This is a genomic window from Thiohalophilus sp., from assembly GCF_034521165.1.
Lineage (GTDB): Bacteria > Pseudomonadota > Gammaproteobacteria > UBA6429 > Thiohalophilaceae > Thiohalophilus.
This window is the reverse complement of sequence record NZ_JAXHMV010000015.1, coordinates 13,223-27,299: the sequence shown is the minus strand read 5'-3', so window position 1 is coordinate 27,299 and position 14,077 is coordinate 13,223. Positions and strand designations below refer to the sequence as shown.

General features: G+C 57.0%; 12 protein-coding genes. 4 read left to right on the top strand and 8 right to left on the bottom strand.

From position 1 onward, the window contains the following. Positions 1–403: 403 nt before the first annotated feature. From U5K34_RS14505 to tyrS, 4 genes are all read right to left on the bottom strand, one after another. Positions 404–2,140, bottom strand: a complete 1,737-nt coding sequence (locus tag U5K34_RS14505) for an EAL domain-containing protein (protein ID WP_322569119.1) — start codon at positions 2,138–2,140, stop codon at positions 404–406. Continuing rightward, the gene (locus tag U5K34_RS14500) at positions 2,133–2,603 is read right to left on the bottom strand and encodes a response regulator (RefSeq protein WP_322569118.1); all 471 of its coding nucleotides are present in this window, start codon (positions 2,601–2,603) and stop codon (positions 2,133–2,135) included. The genes U5K34_RS14505 and U5K34_RS14500 overlap by 8 nt, the downstream gene beginning before the upstream one ends. Positions 2,604–2,684: 81 nt before the next feature. Beyond that, positions 2,685–6,200 carry a PAS domain S-box protein gene (locus U5K34_RS14495; protein ID WP_322569117.1) on the bottom strand — a complete coding sequence of 1,172 codons (3,516 nt, stop codon included), beginning with the start codon at positions 6,198–6,200 and terminating at the stop codon, positions 2,685–2,687. Positions 6,201–6,479: 279 nt separating this feature from the next. After that, positions 6,480–7,679, bottom strand: coding sequence for a tyrosine--tRNA ligase (gene tyrS, locus U5K34_RS14490; protein WP_322569116.1), 1,200 nt, complete (start codon positions 7,677–7,679; stop codon positions 6,480–6,482). A gap of 174 nt (positions 7,680–7,853) precedes the next feature. Here tyrS and U5K34_RS14485 point away from each other — a divergent pair, with 174 nt between their 5' ends. From U5K34_RS14485 to U5K34_RS14475, 3 genes are all read left to right on the top strand, one after another. Beyond that, positions 7,854–9,323: an OapA family protein gene (locus U5K34_RS14485; protein WP_322569115.1), complete on the top strand. Its 1,470-nt coding sequence runs from the start codon at positions 7,854–7,856 to the stop codon at positions 9,321–9,323. Between the two features lie 113 nt (positions 9,324–9,436). Continuing rightward, a complete protein-coding gene (locus U5K34_RS14480; RefSeq protein WP_322569114.1) occupies positions 9,437–9,772 on the top strand; it encodes an STAS domain-containing protein in 336 nt (111 codons plus the stop codon). 86 nt (positions 9,773–9,858) lie between these two features. Then, the gene (locus U5K34_RS14475; protein WP_322569113.1) at positions 9,859–10,983 is read left to right on the top strand and encodes an anhydro-N-acetylmuramic acid kinase; all 1,125 of its coding nucleotides are present in this window, start codon (positions 9,859–9,861) and stop codon (positions 10,981–10,983) included. 195 nt (positions 10,984–11,178) lie between these two features. On the opposite strand, the gene U5K34_RS14470 is transcribed toward U5K34_RS14475, so the two are convergent. Further along, positions 11,179–12,336, bottom strand: a complete 1,158-nt coding sequence (locus U5K34_RS14470; RefSeq protein WP_322569112.1) for a citrate synthase — start codon at positions 12,334–12,336, stop codon at positions 11,179–11,181. Between U5K34_RS14470 and U5K34_RS14465 the strand changes: the two genes are divergently transcribed. Beyond that, positions 12,335–12,523 (top strand): hypothetical protein, encoded by a 189-nt coding sequence (locus U5K34_RS14465; RefSeq protein ID WP_322569111.1) that lies wholly within the window; start codon positions 12,335–12,337, stop codon positions 12,521–12,523. The genes U5K34_RS14470 and U5K34_RS14465 overlap by 2 nt on opposite strands. On the opposite strand, the gene erpA is transcribed toward U5K34_RS14465, so the two are convergent. The 3 genes from erpA to U5K34_RS14450 form a co-directional block, all read right to left on the bottom strand. Then, a complete protein-coding gene (erpA, locus tag U5K34_RS14460) occupies positions 12,520–12,885 on the bottom strand; it encodes an iron-sulfur cluster insertion protein ErpA (RefSeq protein WP_322569110.1) in 366 nt (121 codons plus the stop codon). The two genes, U5K34_RS14465 and erpA, sit on opposite strands and share 4 nt — an antisense overlap. A 61-nt stretch (positions 12,886–12,946) precedes the next feature. Continuing rightward, positions 12,947–13,354: a polymer-forming cytoskeletal protein gene (locus U5K34_RS14455; RefSeq protein WP_322569109.1), complete on the bottom strand. Its 408-nt coding sequence runs from the start codon at positions 13,352–13,354 to the stop codon at positions 12,947–12,949. A 1-nt stretch (position 13,355) separates the two neighbouring features. Next, a complete protein-coding gene (locus tag U5K34_RS14450; protein WP_322569108.1) occupies positions 13,356–14,069 on the bottom strand; it encodes a DUF6776 family protein in 714 nt (237 codons plus the stop codon). Positions 14,070–14,077: the final 8 nt, after the last annotated feature.

The following is a 14,077-nucleotide window of genomic DNA, read 5'->3' as shown; positions in this document are numbered from 1 at the left end:
TCATTCCGGTTGCTAAAGCGCAACCAAACTTTTTGCGATGAAGAGCAATCCTAAATCAAAACGCTAATCTTACTGCTTTAGGTTTGACGTGATTGCTTACATCGACATTTTTGGCAAAGCCTCATCGACGCAAGCACCCACACAAATTACCTGATCAAATTGTTAAAGAGCACCTCTGACATTCGGCCAGAGCAGACCGACAATTCTGCATCTCTTCGGGACTCGCGTCAAGGACTAATTCCTTGGAATCCTTTGTATGCCGGGCGTTTCCGCCCTCTTGCCGTCTCAGGAGGCGCGCATTATACGTAGCTTTGCCCCCCGGTCAACACCCTTTGGACCAAATGTGTAAAAAAAATTACATACTGCGGTCACAGAGTTAATTTTCGGTCGCGGCGGGCTGATTTCAACCCGGGCTGGCGGGGGCGTTGTCGTGCAAAAAGGCTTCCAGCGCCTCACCCGGCATGGGGCGGGCATAATAGTAGCCCTGGCCTTCGCTGCAGCCCAGGGCGGCCAGCAGCTTGAGTTGACTCTCGCTTTCCACCCCCTCGGCGATGACCTGCAGGTTGAGGGCCTGAGCCATGGCCAGGATGGTGCGCACGATAGCGGCATCATCATCATCCACGGTAATGTCGCGGACAAAGGAGCGGTCGATTTTCAGTACGTCGATGGGAAAGCGTTTGAGATAGGCCAGCGAGGAGTAGCCGGTGCCAAAATCATCGATCGCCACCGAAACGCCTAACTCCTTGAACGCATTGAGCGTCTGGACGGCCTGCTCGGGGTCTTGCATGACGCCGCTTTCGGTGATCTCCAGCTCCAGGATGTGGGCCGAGTCGGGATCGCCTTCCAGGCTTTGCTGCAGGATGTCATGGGTCTGGGTGTGGAACAGCTGCCGGGCCGAGAGATTGATCGCCAGCCGCGCCACCTCTAACCCCAGGGCGCGCCAGCGGCGCAGGTCTGCCAGGGCCTGCTGTATGACCCAGCCGCCCAGGGCAATGATCAGACCGGTCTCCTCGGCCACCGGGATGAATTTGTCCGGCGGCACCAGACCGCGCTGCGGGTGCTTCCAGCGCACCAGCGCCTCCAGGCCGGTCACCGCCTGGTTGCGCAGGGAAAACTGGGGCTGGTAATAAAGCACCAGTTGCGAGGTTTTGATCGCCTCGCGCAGTTCGTTTTCGATCACAAAGCGGGTGACGGTGGCTTCCTGAATTCCGCTGGTACAGAACTGGAAGTTATTGCGTCCCTGCTCCTTGGCGTAATACATGGCGGCTTCGGCATTTTTCAGCAGGTTGTCCGCATCGCGCCCGTTTTCGGGGTACATGGCGATCCCGATACTGGCATCCACATAGACATTCTGGCCCGACAGCACAAACGGGGTCTGGAACAGCTGGAGCAAGGCATCCGCCTTGTCACTGGCCTGCTGCGGCCGGCCCACATCGGGCAATAGCAGCACAAAGTCATCGCCCCCGAGACGGGCAATCGTATCCCACGGGGTCACCGCCGATTTGAGCCGTTCGGCCACCGCCCGTAACAGGTGATCGCCGGCGATATGGCCCATGGTGTCATTAAGGTTCTTGAAACGATCCAGATCGAGGAACATCACCGCCAGCGAATGGCTTTCCCGGTGCGCATAGGCAAAGGCCTGCTCGATACGATCGCGTAACAACCAGCGGTTGGGCAACCCGGTCAGCAGGTCGTGGTACGCCTGATGGCGCAGAGTCTGTTCCGCCGCGCGTCGCGCGCGCCGTTCGTCCGCGTCCGCCAGTTCGCGCTGGATCGCCGGTAATAGCCGGGTCAGGTTATCCTTCATCAGATAGTCCTGCGCGCCCTTGCGCATGGCCTCGACAGCCAACTCCTCACCGATGGTGCCGGAAACAACAATGAAGGGGATGTCCGGATTATGTTCCTTGACCAGTTTCAGTGCCGCCAGCCCGTTGAAGTGCGGCATGGCATAATCGGAGAGCACCAGCTCCCAGTCCGCTTCGCGCAGTTGTCGGGTTAAATCCGGGGCATTGTCCACCCGGATATAATCGACCTGATAGCCCCCCTTGCGCAGGGCGCGCAAGATCAGTTCCGCATCGTCCGGGTTGTCCTCCACCAGTAACAGACGCAGGGAGACTTTTTTCTCCGGAGAGTCAGGCATAGGGACTCTGGTTGAGGTTGAGCCAGTAATGGCCCAGCTGGGTCACGGTCGAAGTGAACTGATCAGAGTCGACGGGTTTGCGGATATAGCTGTTGGCTCCCAGCTCGTAACTTTTGCGGATATCCGCTTCTTCCGAAGAGGAGGTCATCACTACCACCGGCAGATGGCGGGTCCGTCTGTCGGCGCGCAACTGACGCAACACATCACGCCCGTCAAGCCGCGGCAATTTGATATCCAGCAACATCAGCATCGGCAATGTTTCTGCAGCGCGGTCGCGGTATTTGCCTTCGGCAAACAGGTATTCCAGTGCCTTTACGCCGTCATCGACCACGGTGACCTCTGAGTCCATGTGGTTTTTCTTCAGCGCCCGCAGCACCAGCAGCTGATCGTCGGGGTTATCTTCGACAAGCAAAATACGTCTGGCGGCCAGGCCCGCTCCCCATGCGTCATAACTCAGGTTCACCGCATCTCCTGCACTTGGTTGCTGCGCCACATTTGATGACACTCATATTAACTATAGCGAAAAACCCCGCAGCCTCAATCCTCACAGCACAAAATAAAATACCGCCCCGTTGTCCGAACTCCCTTCCGCCCAGATACGCCCGCCATGGCGGTGAATAATGCGTTGTACCGTTGCCAGGCCGATGCCCAGCCCTTCAAACTCATCGCTAGCATGCAAGCGCTGGAACGCACCAAACAACTTGTCTATATAACGCATATCGAAGCCCGCGCCGTTATCGGCGACATAAAACACAGTTCGCGGTCCCTCTCCCTGGCGGGTGCCGATTTCAATTCTCGGGTGTGGCTTGCCTTGCGAATATTTGATCGCATTATTCACAAGATTGGTCAGCATGACGCGCAGCATCTGCAGATCCCCATAGACGACAAGCTCTGGCTGAATCACCACCTCGAGAGAAGACGCCGCCCAGAGCTGTTTCTGTTCTTCGGCAACATCCCGGGCCAGCTGGCTTAAATCGACTTTCTCACGCTTGAATTTACTGCGCGTCAGGCGGGAGAGTTTCAACAGGCTGTCGATAAGATGCGACATATTTTCAGCCGCCCGTTGTATGCGGTTCAGATAATCCAGGCCGGTTTCATCCAGCGCCTGGCGATAATCTTCATACAGTGCCTGACTGAAGCCGTCGATTGCGCGCAACGGGGCGCGCAGATCATGCGAAACGGAGTAACTGAACGACTCGAGCTCCTGGTTGATACGCTGCAATTCACCGGTGCGATCTTCCACCAGCTCCTCGAGGTGGAACTTGTGTTGCAGCAGTTCCTGCTCGGTCTGTTTTTGTTCAGTAATATCCAGCGTGGTACCAATTGCCTTGAAGGGTTTACCCTGTTCATCAAAACTGACCTGTCCCTGCTCAAGCATATGGCGTATTGTTCCATCTCGATAACTGACCCGATGCTCTACCTCGAACATACCTTCCGGGTTGGTCACAGCCCGTTGTATAGCCTCTTCGACAACATCCACATCGTCGATATAAACAGAGGCCATAAAATTGGCCAATGATGCCTCGACCTCATTAACGCTATACCCCAGCAAGCGATACTCTTCATCAGACCAGTTTGCCTTCAAGCTGTTCATATCCAGATCCCAGCTACCCAAATGGGCAATACGTTGAGCCTCGGCCAGCTGGGCCTCACTCGAACGTAAGGCTTCCTCGGCTTTTTTGACCTCGGTCAGGTCGGTGGTGATGCCCAGCATGCCGATGATATTGCTTTGCTCGTCATAACGTAGTCGGGCCTGGCTATAGACCCAGCGCACCTCGCCATCGGCACGAACAATGCGGTTTTCAATTTTAAACGGCCTGCGGTTTTTAACCGCTGTGTCGACAGCCGCGGTTATCTTGTCGAGATCGCCCGGGTATACCTGCCTGGCGAAATCCTCGAAATGACCTTTGAAGGTGCCTGTTTCAAGGCCATACATATGTTCAAGACTGGAGGACCATTCAATCGTGCCGGCACACATATCCCAGTCCCATATCCCGACCTGGCCGGTCTCCAGGGCCAGTTCCAGTTTTTTCTGCTGATGTTCCAGCGCCTGACGCGCTTTTACCTGTTCGGTAATATTTACCGCAACACCAATCGAGCCGTTCAACCCACCCTGTTCATTATAAGTGGGCGAATAATGGATTTCGAAATAGAGAGCGCCAACTCGTCTTTCGACCTGGAATACTTCACCCCCCAATGTGCGCTGGAGATCCCCGATGATGTCGGGATTATCCTGATACAGGTTAAACGCCGACTGGCCAACGACCTCACCGGGTTTAAGTCCCAGCGCACTGAGAGCCTGTCCCTCCAACAAGGTAAAGACGCCCTGTGCATCCATCGCAAACAGCACCACCGGGGCACTGTTAACCACCGTCTGCAATCTTTCCCGGCTTTCCTGCAACCGGGACTGCATTTTCTTGCGCTCGGTGACATCGGTGATACTGCCGCGAACCAGATTCCGGTCTTCCGTGGGCAATCGGACCAGGCGGATTTCACAATCGAGCAGATCCCCTCGCGAATCCCTGTGCACCCACTCAAACGCCGGTGTCTCACCGGCCAGTGCCTGTGAAATATATTGACCGGCCAACCTTTCCGAGAGCTGTCCGTCAGGCTGATAGGGCGGACTGAGTTCAGCGGGGCCGGATTGCAACAGTTGTTCACGTTTCAGTGAGAACAGGCGTTCGCCATTTTTATTGACATCAACGAACTTCCCACTATCGATATCAAGAATCGTTATAGCTTCGGGAGCATGGTCAATACTGGTCCTGTAAAGCTTCTCATTTTCCTGCAGCTTCAGATAAGTCTGACGCTGTTCCGTTACATCCTGGGCAATGCCGGCAATGCGAATCAAACGCCCCTGCTGGTCAAAAACCGGATAAATCCGGGCAGAGATCCAGCGCAGTTCTCCTGCCTTGTCGATCAGGCGATATTCCGGAAAAGTATATTCCGACTCGAGTTGATGATGCTTTTGTTGCATTATTTCCCGCAGCCAGCCCTGATCTTCAGGATGAATGCGCTCGAACCAGGCAGCGGGATTGTTGTACAGGATTTGTGGATCGTCTCCCCAGATCTTTTTATAGCCCGGGCTGATATACAGAAACCGCTCCCAGTCCGGTGTTGTCATCCAGAATACCGCATCGACCGCTTCGGCCAGCTGCTGGAAACGGGCTTCCGCCTCCTCCAGATCGCGAGTACGGGATCGGACCTGGGTTTGCAGCAGATAACCATACAACCCGCTGAGTAACAAAATGGCGGCAATAACCCCGACCGCAGGCCACAGCCACTTCGGCACAGCCGCTTCGCTCTGTCCCTTCTCCAGCCATTTTTGCAGGCTTTCGTAATAGCGGGAGTTGCTTTGTTTCTTCGCTTCGACCAGATAGGCGTCGATAAGCGGCAGATACGGCGAGTCACCGTGTCCCGGGGCGGCAAACCGGATCTGAACCGGGTTGAACAGAATACTGGTCGGTTTCACGCGGTAGCTGCTTTCATCAAGCAGGCTGTAGACCCGGTTTATTATCCCCGCATCCGCCCGGCCCTGTTCCAGCTCGTTCATTACATCGCCGTAATGCGGCACCGGTATCGGGATATAGTCGAAACCGAAGCCGTTCATCAGTTCATCGAAACGCCGGCTATGTATGCTCTGTTCCATCAGCGCAATCCGTTGTCCGACCAGATCGGACAGGGAACTGAGATTATTGCCGCTGGCCTGATACACCACGCCCCAGTTGTTCATCAGGGTCTGCGAGGTAAAATGAAATCGTTCTGCACGTTCGGCGCTGTAGGCAATACCGACCAGAATGTCGATCTGCCCGGCTTCCAGCTGATCGAGCAATTCATTCCAGGGAGCATAGTGATAGTTCAGCTGCCAGTTCTGCTGACGCGCAATGTCCTGGAGAACGTCGATGGCAAGCCCGATAATTTGCCCGCTCTCATCCTGAAACACGACAGGTCGATTATCGAATACGCCAACCCGGACGGTCTGCGCCTGGACGACGGTTCCCCACAAGGTCAGGGGGAAAAGCAGCCACCAGTAGCACAAAGCGATAAATATCGGGCGCATCGCATTCCTCGGGTCGACTCGCGCGATGGCAAGTCACCGGTGCAAGTAAAAAAGATACAAAACTGTCGTCGCAGCACGTCAATTTTCGCCCAGCCAGACAGGCCGCCACCACGCAGGATTGCACCCTGTCTTCATCCACTATCGGACAGGTTTACAAACAGCTGAAGTCTCTGACTCTCAGTATGGTCAACGGATGATGATCTGAAAAGGCGGGATGTCCCTATATTATAGGGACGAGGTGCGAGTGACGAGGTACGAGGAAAAAACGCCGGCCACCCCTCAGGTAATGGTGACCCGGGCGAACCTGCGTTTGCCGACCTGAATCACCTGACTTGTGCCGCTGGATAGCGCCAAAGCCGGATCACTGACACGTTCACCATCGATCTTAACCGCGCCCTGTTCCACCATGCGTCGTGCGTCGGAAGTACTTTTGGTCAGTCCCGCTTCTTTGAGCACGGAGGCTATCTGCATACTGCCATCTGCCGACTGCAAACTTTTCTCCGGTATCTCGTCGGGCATGGTGCCCTGCTGGAAACGGGCGATGAAATTTTCCTGCGCTTTTCTGGCTGCTTCGGCATTATGAAAGCGGGCCACGATCTCCTCGCCGAGCAGGAACTTGATATCCCGGGGATTCTTGCCCTCGGCGATTTCCCGGCGGAACTGCGCGATCTCCTCCAGCGGGCGGAAGCTGAGTAATTCGAAATAACGCCACATCAGATCATCGGAGATCGACATGATCTTGCCGAACATCTCGTCCGGCGGTTCGTTGATACCTATATAGTTGTTCAGGGACTTGGACATTTTCTGTACGCCATCCAGCCCCTCGAGAATCGGCATGGTCAGCACGACCTGCGGCGGCTGGCCGTAGGCCTCCTGTAACTGTCGCCCGACCAGCAGGTTGAACTTCTGATCGGTGCCGCCCAGCTCGACATCCGCCTTCATCGCCACCGAGTCATAGCCCTGGATCAACGGATAGAGAAACTCGTGAATGGCAATCGCCTGACCGTCTTTATAGCGTTTGTGAAAATCATCCCGCTCCAGCATCCGGGCGACGGTATGTTTGGCGGCCAGCTGGATCAGGTCCACGACGCTCATCTCCCCCATCCAGCTGGAGTTGAACATCACCAGAGTTTTTTCGGGATCGAGGATCTTGAAAATCTGCTGCTCATAGGTACGGGCGTTTTCGATCACCTCATCCCGGCTCAGCGGCGGCCGGGTGGCGCTCTTGCCGGTGGGATCGCCGATCATGCCGGTGAAGTCGCCGATCAGAAACAGAACCTCATGTCCCAGATCCTGGAACTGGCGCAGTTTGTTGATCAGCACGGTATGGCCCAGATGCAGATCCGGCGCGGTGGGATCAAAACCGGCCTTGATCCGCAGGGAACGGCCGCTCTTGAGGCGCTCGATCAGTTCCGACTCGATCAAAATCTCATCGGCCCCACGTTTGATCTGTTCCAGCATCTTGTCGATCGAGCTCATCGGTCACTTTTATCCTGTGCGAAAAAGGCTGCGTAGATTACCATATTGCCCCATGGCCCTCATCTCTGCCGAGCGGCATCGGCGCCGGTGACTCAAATTCTGTGGACTGGTTAATTGACGCTGGCCGGGAATCAGGCTATGTTAGAAACAACTACAAAAACTTAAGATAATTCCGTGGATTACAACACATTCTTAACAAAAGATTACAAGTCCCTCGGGCAGCCCCTGCGCCGCCGGACGCCCCGCTGGTCGCATTTGCACACGATCGTCGTGCTGGTTGTACTGACCACCGTCGGCACCCTGCTGGCTTTTCTCTCCACGGACGTGGCCGCCTCGCGCAATGATGCGCCGGATAATACGCTGACCCGGGCCCTGCCCGCCGCGCAGATCACCATCCCACTGGAACTCGCTCTGCCCGGCGCCGAGGAGAGCGCGTCGGCCACCCCGACCAGTTTTGATCATAATCCGCTGGCATCCAATCAATCCCCAGTTCAATCCAGGAAACAACAAGTTCAGAAACAACCGGCCATCGCTCTCCCCGATGAGAGCTGGCTGACCATTACTGTTCGTCGCGGGGACAGCCTGGCCGCCATTTTCAAACGACACAGCATTCCGGCCCGGGAGCTGCACCAGATCATGCAACTGGGACGCACTACCCGCAATCTCAATGCCCTGCATCCCGGCGACATCGTCCGCTTCAAGCTGGATGAACAGCAGCGGGTCCAGCAGATGGTCTTTGATATCTCGCGGCTCAAATCACTGCAGGTTTCCCGGCAGGCCGATGACCAGTTTGCCGCGCGGATAATCGAACATGAACTCGATCGACGCCTGACCCAGAGCAGCGGCGTCATCAAAACCTCCCTCTATGAAGCGGGCAAGGCCGCCGGCCTGGATGATGGGCTGATCATGCAAATGACCGCCATCTTCGGCTGGGATATCGATTTTGTCCTCGATATCCGCCGCGGCGATCACTTCACCCTGATTTATGAAGAACAGTATCTCGACGGCGAAAAAGTCCAGGACGGCCCGATCATTGCCGCCGAATTCGTCAACCAGGGTCGCCAGGTACACGCCATTCGCTACACCGATAAAGAAGGTCGCAGCGATTACTATTCGCCCGAGGGCTATTCCATGCGCAAGGCCTTCCTGCGCACACCGGTCGATTTTCGCCGCATCAGCTCGCGCTTTGGCAAACGCCATCATCCGGTACTCAACCGGATGCGCATGCACAAGGGCGTCGATTATGCCGCGCGCACCGGCACGCCGATCCAGGCTGCCGGCGACGGGAAAATCGTGTATCGCGGCTGGAAAGGCGGTTACGGCCGGGTCATCATCCTGCAACATGGCGGCCGCTACAGCACGCTGTATGCCCATATGTCCGGGTTCAAGGGCGGACTGCGGGTGGGCAGCCGGGTCAAACAGGGCCAGATCATCGGCTTTGTCGGCCGCTCCGGGCGTGTCACCGGCGCACATCTGCACTATGAATTTCGGGTTAACGGGACGCACCGGGATCCGCTCACCGTCAAGCTGCCCGAAGCCGAACCGATCAAACCCGCCTATAAGATGGAATTCAAACAGGTGGCCCAGCGACGCCTGGCCCAGCTGGACGCCGCCCGACCGGCCATGCTGGCGCTGAATCAATAGTGCCTTGTCGACCCCGGTTTAGACTGAATTCATGTTTAACCTTGACGTTCGAATGGTTATTACCGCACAATTGAATGGCAAATTGTGTGGTAACTGAACCGCCCGGAGGCGTCATGTCGGTATCCAGCGAGCACGTCAATAACGGCAAGGAATGCCTCATCCGCATTGGCGACAAGCTGGTCTATCGACTCTATCGCGAATTTCGCCAGGCCTATACCGACTGTGACCCGGCCACCGAGCTCATCACGGTCGATCTCCAGAACACCCGTTATATTGACAGCTCGGCACTGGGCATGATGTTGCTGCTGAAAAAACACGCCCGGGACAACCAGCGTCAGATCCGTCTGATCAACGTCAGTGACACCATCTTGCGCGCCTTTGAGATTGTGCAACTGGATACGGAATTCGAGATCTCAGCCACCACAAAGAAGCGCCAGCACGCCACCTGACAGCCCCCTCCCGACGATCGCCGGCCTTTTCTGGTGGCGCCGATTCAGGATTTGCCGGCCACCGCCGTTTTGCATAGCATGCACGCATGACAACCTATTACCTTGGTCTGATCTCGGGAACCAGCATGGACGGTATCGACGCCGCCTTGCTGGCCTTTGACGAACAGCCCCGGCTCCTTGCCCACCACAGTCACCCGCTGTCGGATCCCATTCGCCAGCAGCTCTATCAATTGCAGACCCCCGGCCAGAATGAACTGGCCATCGCCATGCATCTGGATGTGGAACTGGGCCGAGTATTTGCCGCCGCCGCCTTGAGGCTGCTCGACCAGGCCGCCCTGCGGCCCGATCAGGTAGCTGCGATCGGCAGCCACGGCCAGACTCTGCGCCACTACCCGGGTGGCCCTGCCCCCACCACCTGGCAAATCGGTGATCCCAACATCATTGCCGAGCAGACCGGCATCACCACGGTCGCCGATCTGCGTCGCCGTGATATGGCCGCCGGCGGTCAGGGTGCCCCGCTGGTTCCGGCCTTTCACGCCGCCGTGTTTCGCCAGACGAATATGAACCGGGCCATTTTGAATATCGGCGGTATCGCCAACCTGACCCTGTTGCCGGCAGAGCCCACCCGGCCGGTCATCGGTTTCGATACCGGACCCGGTAACGGGCTGATGGATGCCTGGATCGGACAACACCTCGACCAGCGTTACGATCGGGATGGCGAATGGGCGGCCAGCGGCCATGTGCATCCCGGCCTGCTGGAGCGACTGCTGCACGACACCTATTTCGAGCGTCCGCCCCCCAAAAGCACCGGTCGCGAATACTTCAACCTGGACTGGCTACAACCGCGCCTGGCCGCTTTTTCTGATCTGGCGCCCCGCGATACGCAGGCGACACTGTGCGAACTGACCGCGCGCACCATTGCCGAGGCGTTACAGGCGACGATGGAATCCGTGGACGAGGTCCTGATCTGCGGCGGCGGCGTCCACAACCGCCAGCTGTATCAACGCCTGGAAGAATTGCTCACCCCGGCCCGGGTCACCAGTACCGCCGAAGCCGGCCTCGATCCCGACTGGGTCGAAGCCGCCGCCTTCGCCTGGCTGGCGAAACAAACCCTGGTCGGTGCGCCCGGCAACCTGCCTTCGGTCACGGGCGCATCACATCCGGTGGTATTGGGGGGTATCTATCCGGGGAAAGGGCCGAGGGACGAGTAACGAGGGACGAGGAAAAGCTTCACCACGAAGACACCAAGACACGAAGGCTTGAAAATAAAATCCTTCATGGCCTCATCTCGGGGATAACTTAACAGCTAAAACACCTGCCATCGGGAACAGGAATGAAAAAGTTCCGGGTTTCCTCGTTACTCGTCCCTCGTACCTCGGCACTGAGAAAAGCGCTGACGCGTTGCGTCAGCGCTTTTCGATCGGGACATATTTGCGGACCGGCTCGCCGGTATAGACCTGGGTGGGACGGAAGATCCGGTTGTCAGCCAGTTGTTCGCGCCAGTGCGCCAGCCAGCCGGCGGAGCGGGCCATGGCGAAGATGGCGGTGAACTGATCGGCGGGGATGCCCATCTCCGAATAGAGGATCCCGCTGTAGAAATCGACGTTGGCATAGACGCCCTTGTGGGCCAGGCGATCCTCGCAGATCTGCTCCACCGCCTTGGCGATATCGAACAGCGGGCTGACATTGCCTGCCTTGGTCTCCATATACTGGTCGATCAGCTTTTGCAGGATGATGGCACGCGGATCCTTGGTCTTGTATTCGCGATGGCCCATGCCCCAGATCACTTCCTTGTTGGCCAGCCGCTTGTCCACGTATTCCTCGGCGTTCTCGGGGGAGCCAATATCTTCCAGCATTTCCAGCACCCGCTGATTGGCACCGCCGTGCAGCGGGCCGGACAAGGCCCCGATCGCCGAAGCGACCACGCTGTAGGGACTGGAGAGTGTCGAGGCGTTCACCAGCACCGCGAAGGTGGAAGCATTGATCGTGTGTTCGGCGTGCAGTATCAGGCAAACGTCCATGATCCGCGCCAGCAGGGGTTCCGGCTCCTTGCCGGTCAGCATCCACAGAAAGTTTTCCGCGTGACTCAGATCGTCGCGCGATTCGACCGGATCGTAACCCTCGCGAATGTGCTGCCACATGGCGACGATCGGCGCCATGCGGGCGATGATCTTGATCGACATGTTGTGGATGTAATTGACGTCCTCGCAGGCATCGCCGCCGGTTAAACAGTCATTCCCCGGATAGAACATCCCCAGACTGGCCACCACGGTTTGCAACATCTCCATCGGATGACCGGTGTTGGGAAAATTTTTCATCATGCCGCGGGTATGGAACTTGATCCGGCGGTTGTCCTTGAGCTGGTCGCTGAAGGTCTGCAGCTCCGAGCGGGTCGGCAGGCGCCCGTCGAGCAACAACAGGGTGGTCTCCTCGAAGGTACTGTGTTCGGCCAGTTCCTCGATGGGATAACCGCGATAGGAGAGAATGCCTTTCTCGCCGTCGATATCCGAAATATTGGATTTGGTGGCAGGAACGCCGGCCAGCCCCGGAAGGTATTCACTCATGGAAGACTCCCCTGAATTTAAAAACGGTGCGTTATCCCCAAGAATAACAAAAAAATCCCGGGGCATCGGCCAGGGCGACAGAAAAGTTGGCGAGTCGATGACGGGCGGGCCGGTTTTGTCCGCCGCAAACAAAAATGGCATGACTTCAAGTCATGCCATTTTGGGGTGCGGACGACGCCGGGATTAAACGCCGAAGGACGAACCGCAGCCGCAGGTGGTGGTGGCGTTCGGATTGCGAATCACGAACTGGGCACCGGAGAGGTCTTCCTTGTAGTCGATCTCCGCCCCCATCAGATACTGGAAGCTCATCGGATCCACCAGCAGGGTAACACCGCCTTTTTCGACCCGGGTATCCCCGTCCTGCTCGTCTTCCTCGAAGGTGAAACCGTACTGGAAGCCGGAACAGCCGCCACCGGTGACGAACACCCGCAGCATCAGATCGTTATTGCCCTCGTCCTCGATCAGCTGCCGGACCTTGTCGGCCGCGGAGTCGGTAAAGATTAGCGGGCTGGGAGTTTCGGTTGCTGTCTCGGTTGCTGTGCTGCTCATAATGTCTCTCCACCAGGATTGATATCTACGGGGCCTATTATGCTATTCCTGATTGTTTTAATCAAGAATCCTCTGTGCCGCTGTCGGGTGCCGTACGTGAGTGGTTACTACTCTTGTGCAACAGATTGCCATTGACTTCCGCCCCCATTGCCATCTCGATCAGGCTGTAATAGACGTTGCCGTGTACCCGGGCCTGGGCGGCCAGCTCGACATGGCCGGGCGCGTGAACATCGCCGATGACCGTCCCGTTGACCACCACATTGGGCACTTTCACTTCTCCCTCTATGGTGCCCCGCTCGCTCAAAGTCAAGAGGGATTCCTCGCCTTCTTCGGCGATCACGCTGCCTTTGACGCTGCCATCCACGTGCAAACCGCCGCTGAAAATGACATCGCCCCGGATTTCGGTATTCTGGCCGATTAACGAATCGATCTGTGCCGTCCGGCTAGGCTTCTTCTTGCTCCCCCACATGCTATCTATTCTCCTCAATCGACCAGTCGATGGTTTTTTCGATACTGTTACGCGCACTGCCCCGGGGCAGAATCCGCAGTGTGGCCCGCAACAGGCTGAAGTTATCCGGCAACCGGATGTCCCCTTCGAGCTTTTGAAAATACTTGAAACGGTAATTCAATTCGTTGACGGAATTCTCGGTTACATCCTTGAGAGTCAAAGACTTGGACTCGCTCTCCTGAAGACCCTCCAGCTCCAATTGTACCCGGCCGCTGGCCAGCCTGTCATTGCCCAGCACCTGGGTCAGCACTACCCGGTAGCGCAGCCGGCGATCGGAGCCGCCCGGTTCAAGACTGAACTTCTGTAATTGCAGCCCGGTGGACGCCTCCCGTGGCGAGACGATGCCACGATAAAAGGCCAGCTCTTCCTTCAGTTCCAGGATTTCCGATTGCAGGTTCTTGATGGTGCCGTCCAGATCATCATAGGCCTGGCGCTCGATCTGCCGGGCCCGTTGCAACAGAGCCTTTTCCTGGCGCAGGGTGTCGATCTCCCCTTCCAGCCGTTTTTTGACCTGCAGCAGCTCTTTTTTGACCCGGCTGGCTTCATCACTGTCATAACCGGCCAGGTAACGCCCGTAATCGAACAGGGTATAGCCCCCGGCCAGCATCAGCAGGACCGCCAGGGCCCACAACGCCCGCGTTTTCCACGGGTGGTGAGGTTTAACCACCAGACTCATTGGTACAT

Coding starts and splice junctions, on each gene's coding strand:
- U5K34_RS14480 (WP_322569114.1), top strand. CDS start 9,437: ATGTCGGTATCCAGCGAGCACGTCAATAACGGCAAGGAATGCCTCATC.
- U5K34_RS14465 (WP_322569111.1), top strand. CDS start 12,335: ATGGAAGACTCCCCTGAATTTAAAAACGGTGCGTTATCCCCAAGAATA.
- U5K34_RS14450 (WP_322569108.1), bottom strand. CDS start 14,069: ATGAGTCTGGTGGTTAAACCTCACCACCCGTGGAAAACGCGGGCGTTG.
- U5K34_RS14495 (WP_322569117.1), bottom strand. CDS start 6,200: ATGCGCCCGATATTTATCGCTTTGTGCTACTGGTGGCTGCTTTTCCCC.
- U5K34_RS14455 (WP_322569109.1), bottom strand. CDS start 13,354: ATGTGGGGGAGCAAGAAGAAGCCTAGCCGGACGGCACAGATCGATTCG.
- tyrS (WP_322569116.1), bottom strand. CDS start 7,679: ATGAGCTCGATCGACAAGATGCTGGAACAGATCAAACGTGGGGCCGAT.
- U5K34_RS14475 (WP_322569113.1), top strand. CDS start 9,859: ATGACAACCTATTACCTTGGTCTGATCTCGGGAACCAGCATGGACGGT.
- U5K34_RS14470 (WP_322569112.1), bottom strand. CDS start 12,336: ATGAGTGAATACCTTCCGGGGCTGGCCGGCGTTCCTGCCACCAAATCC.
- erpA (WP_322569110.1), bottom strand. CDS start 12,885: ATGAGCAGCACAGCAACCGAGACAGCAACCGAAACTCCCAGCCCGCTA.
- U5K34_RS14505 (WP_322569119.1), bottom strand. CDS start 2,140: ATGCCTGACTCTCCGGAGAAAAAAGTCTCCCTGCGTCTGTTACTGGTG.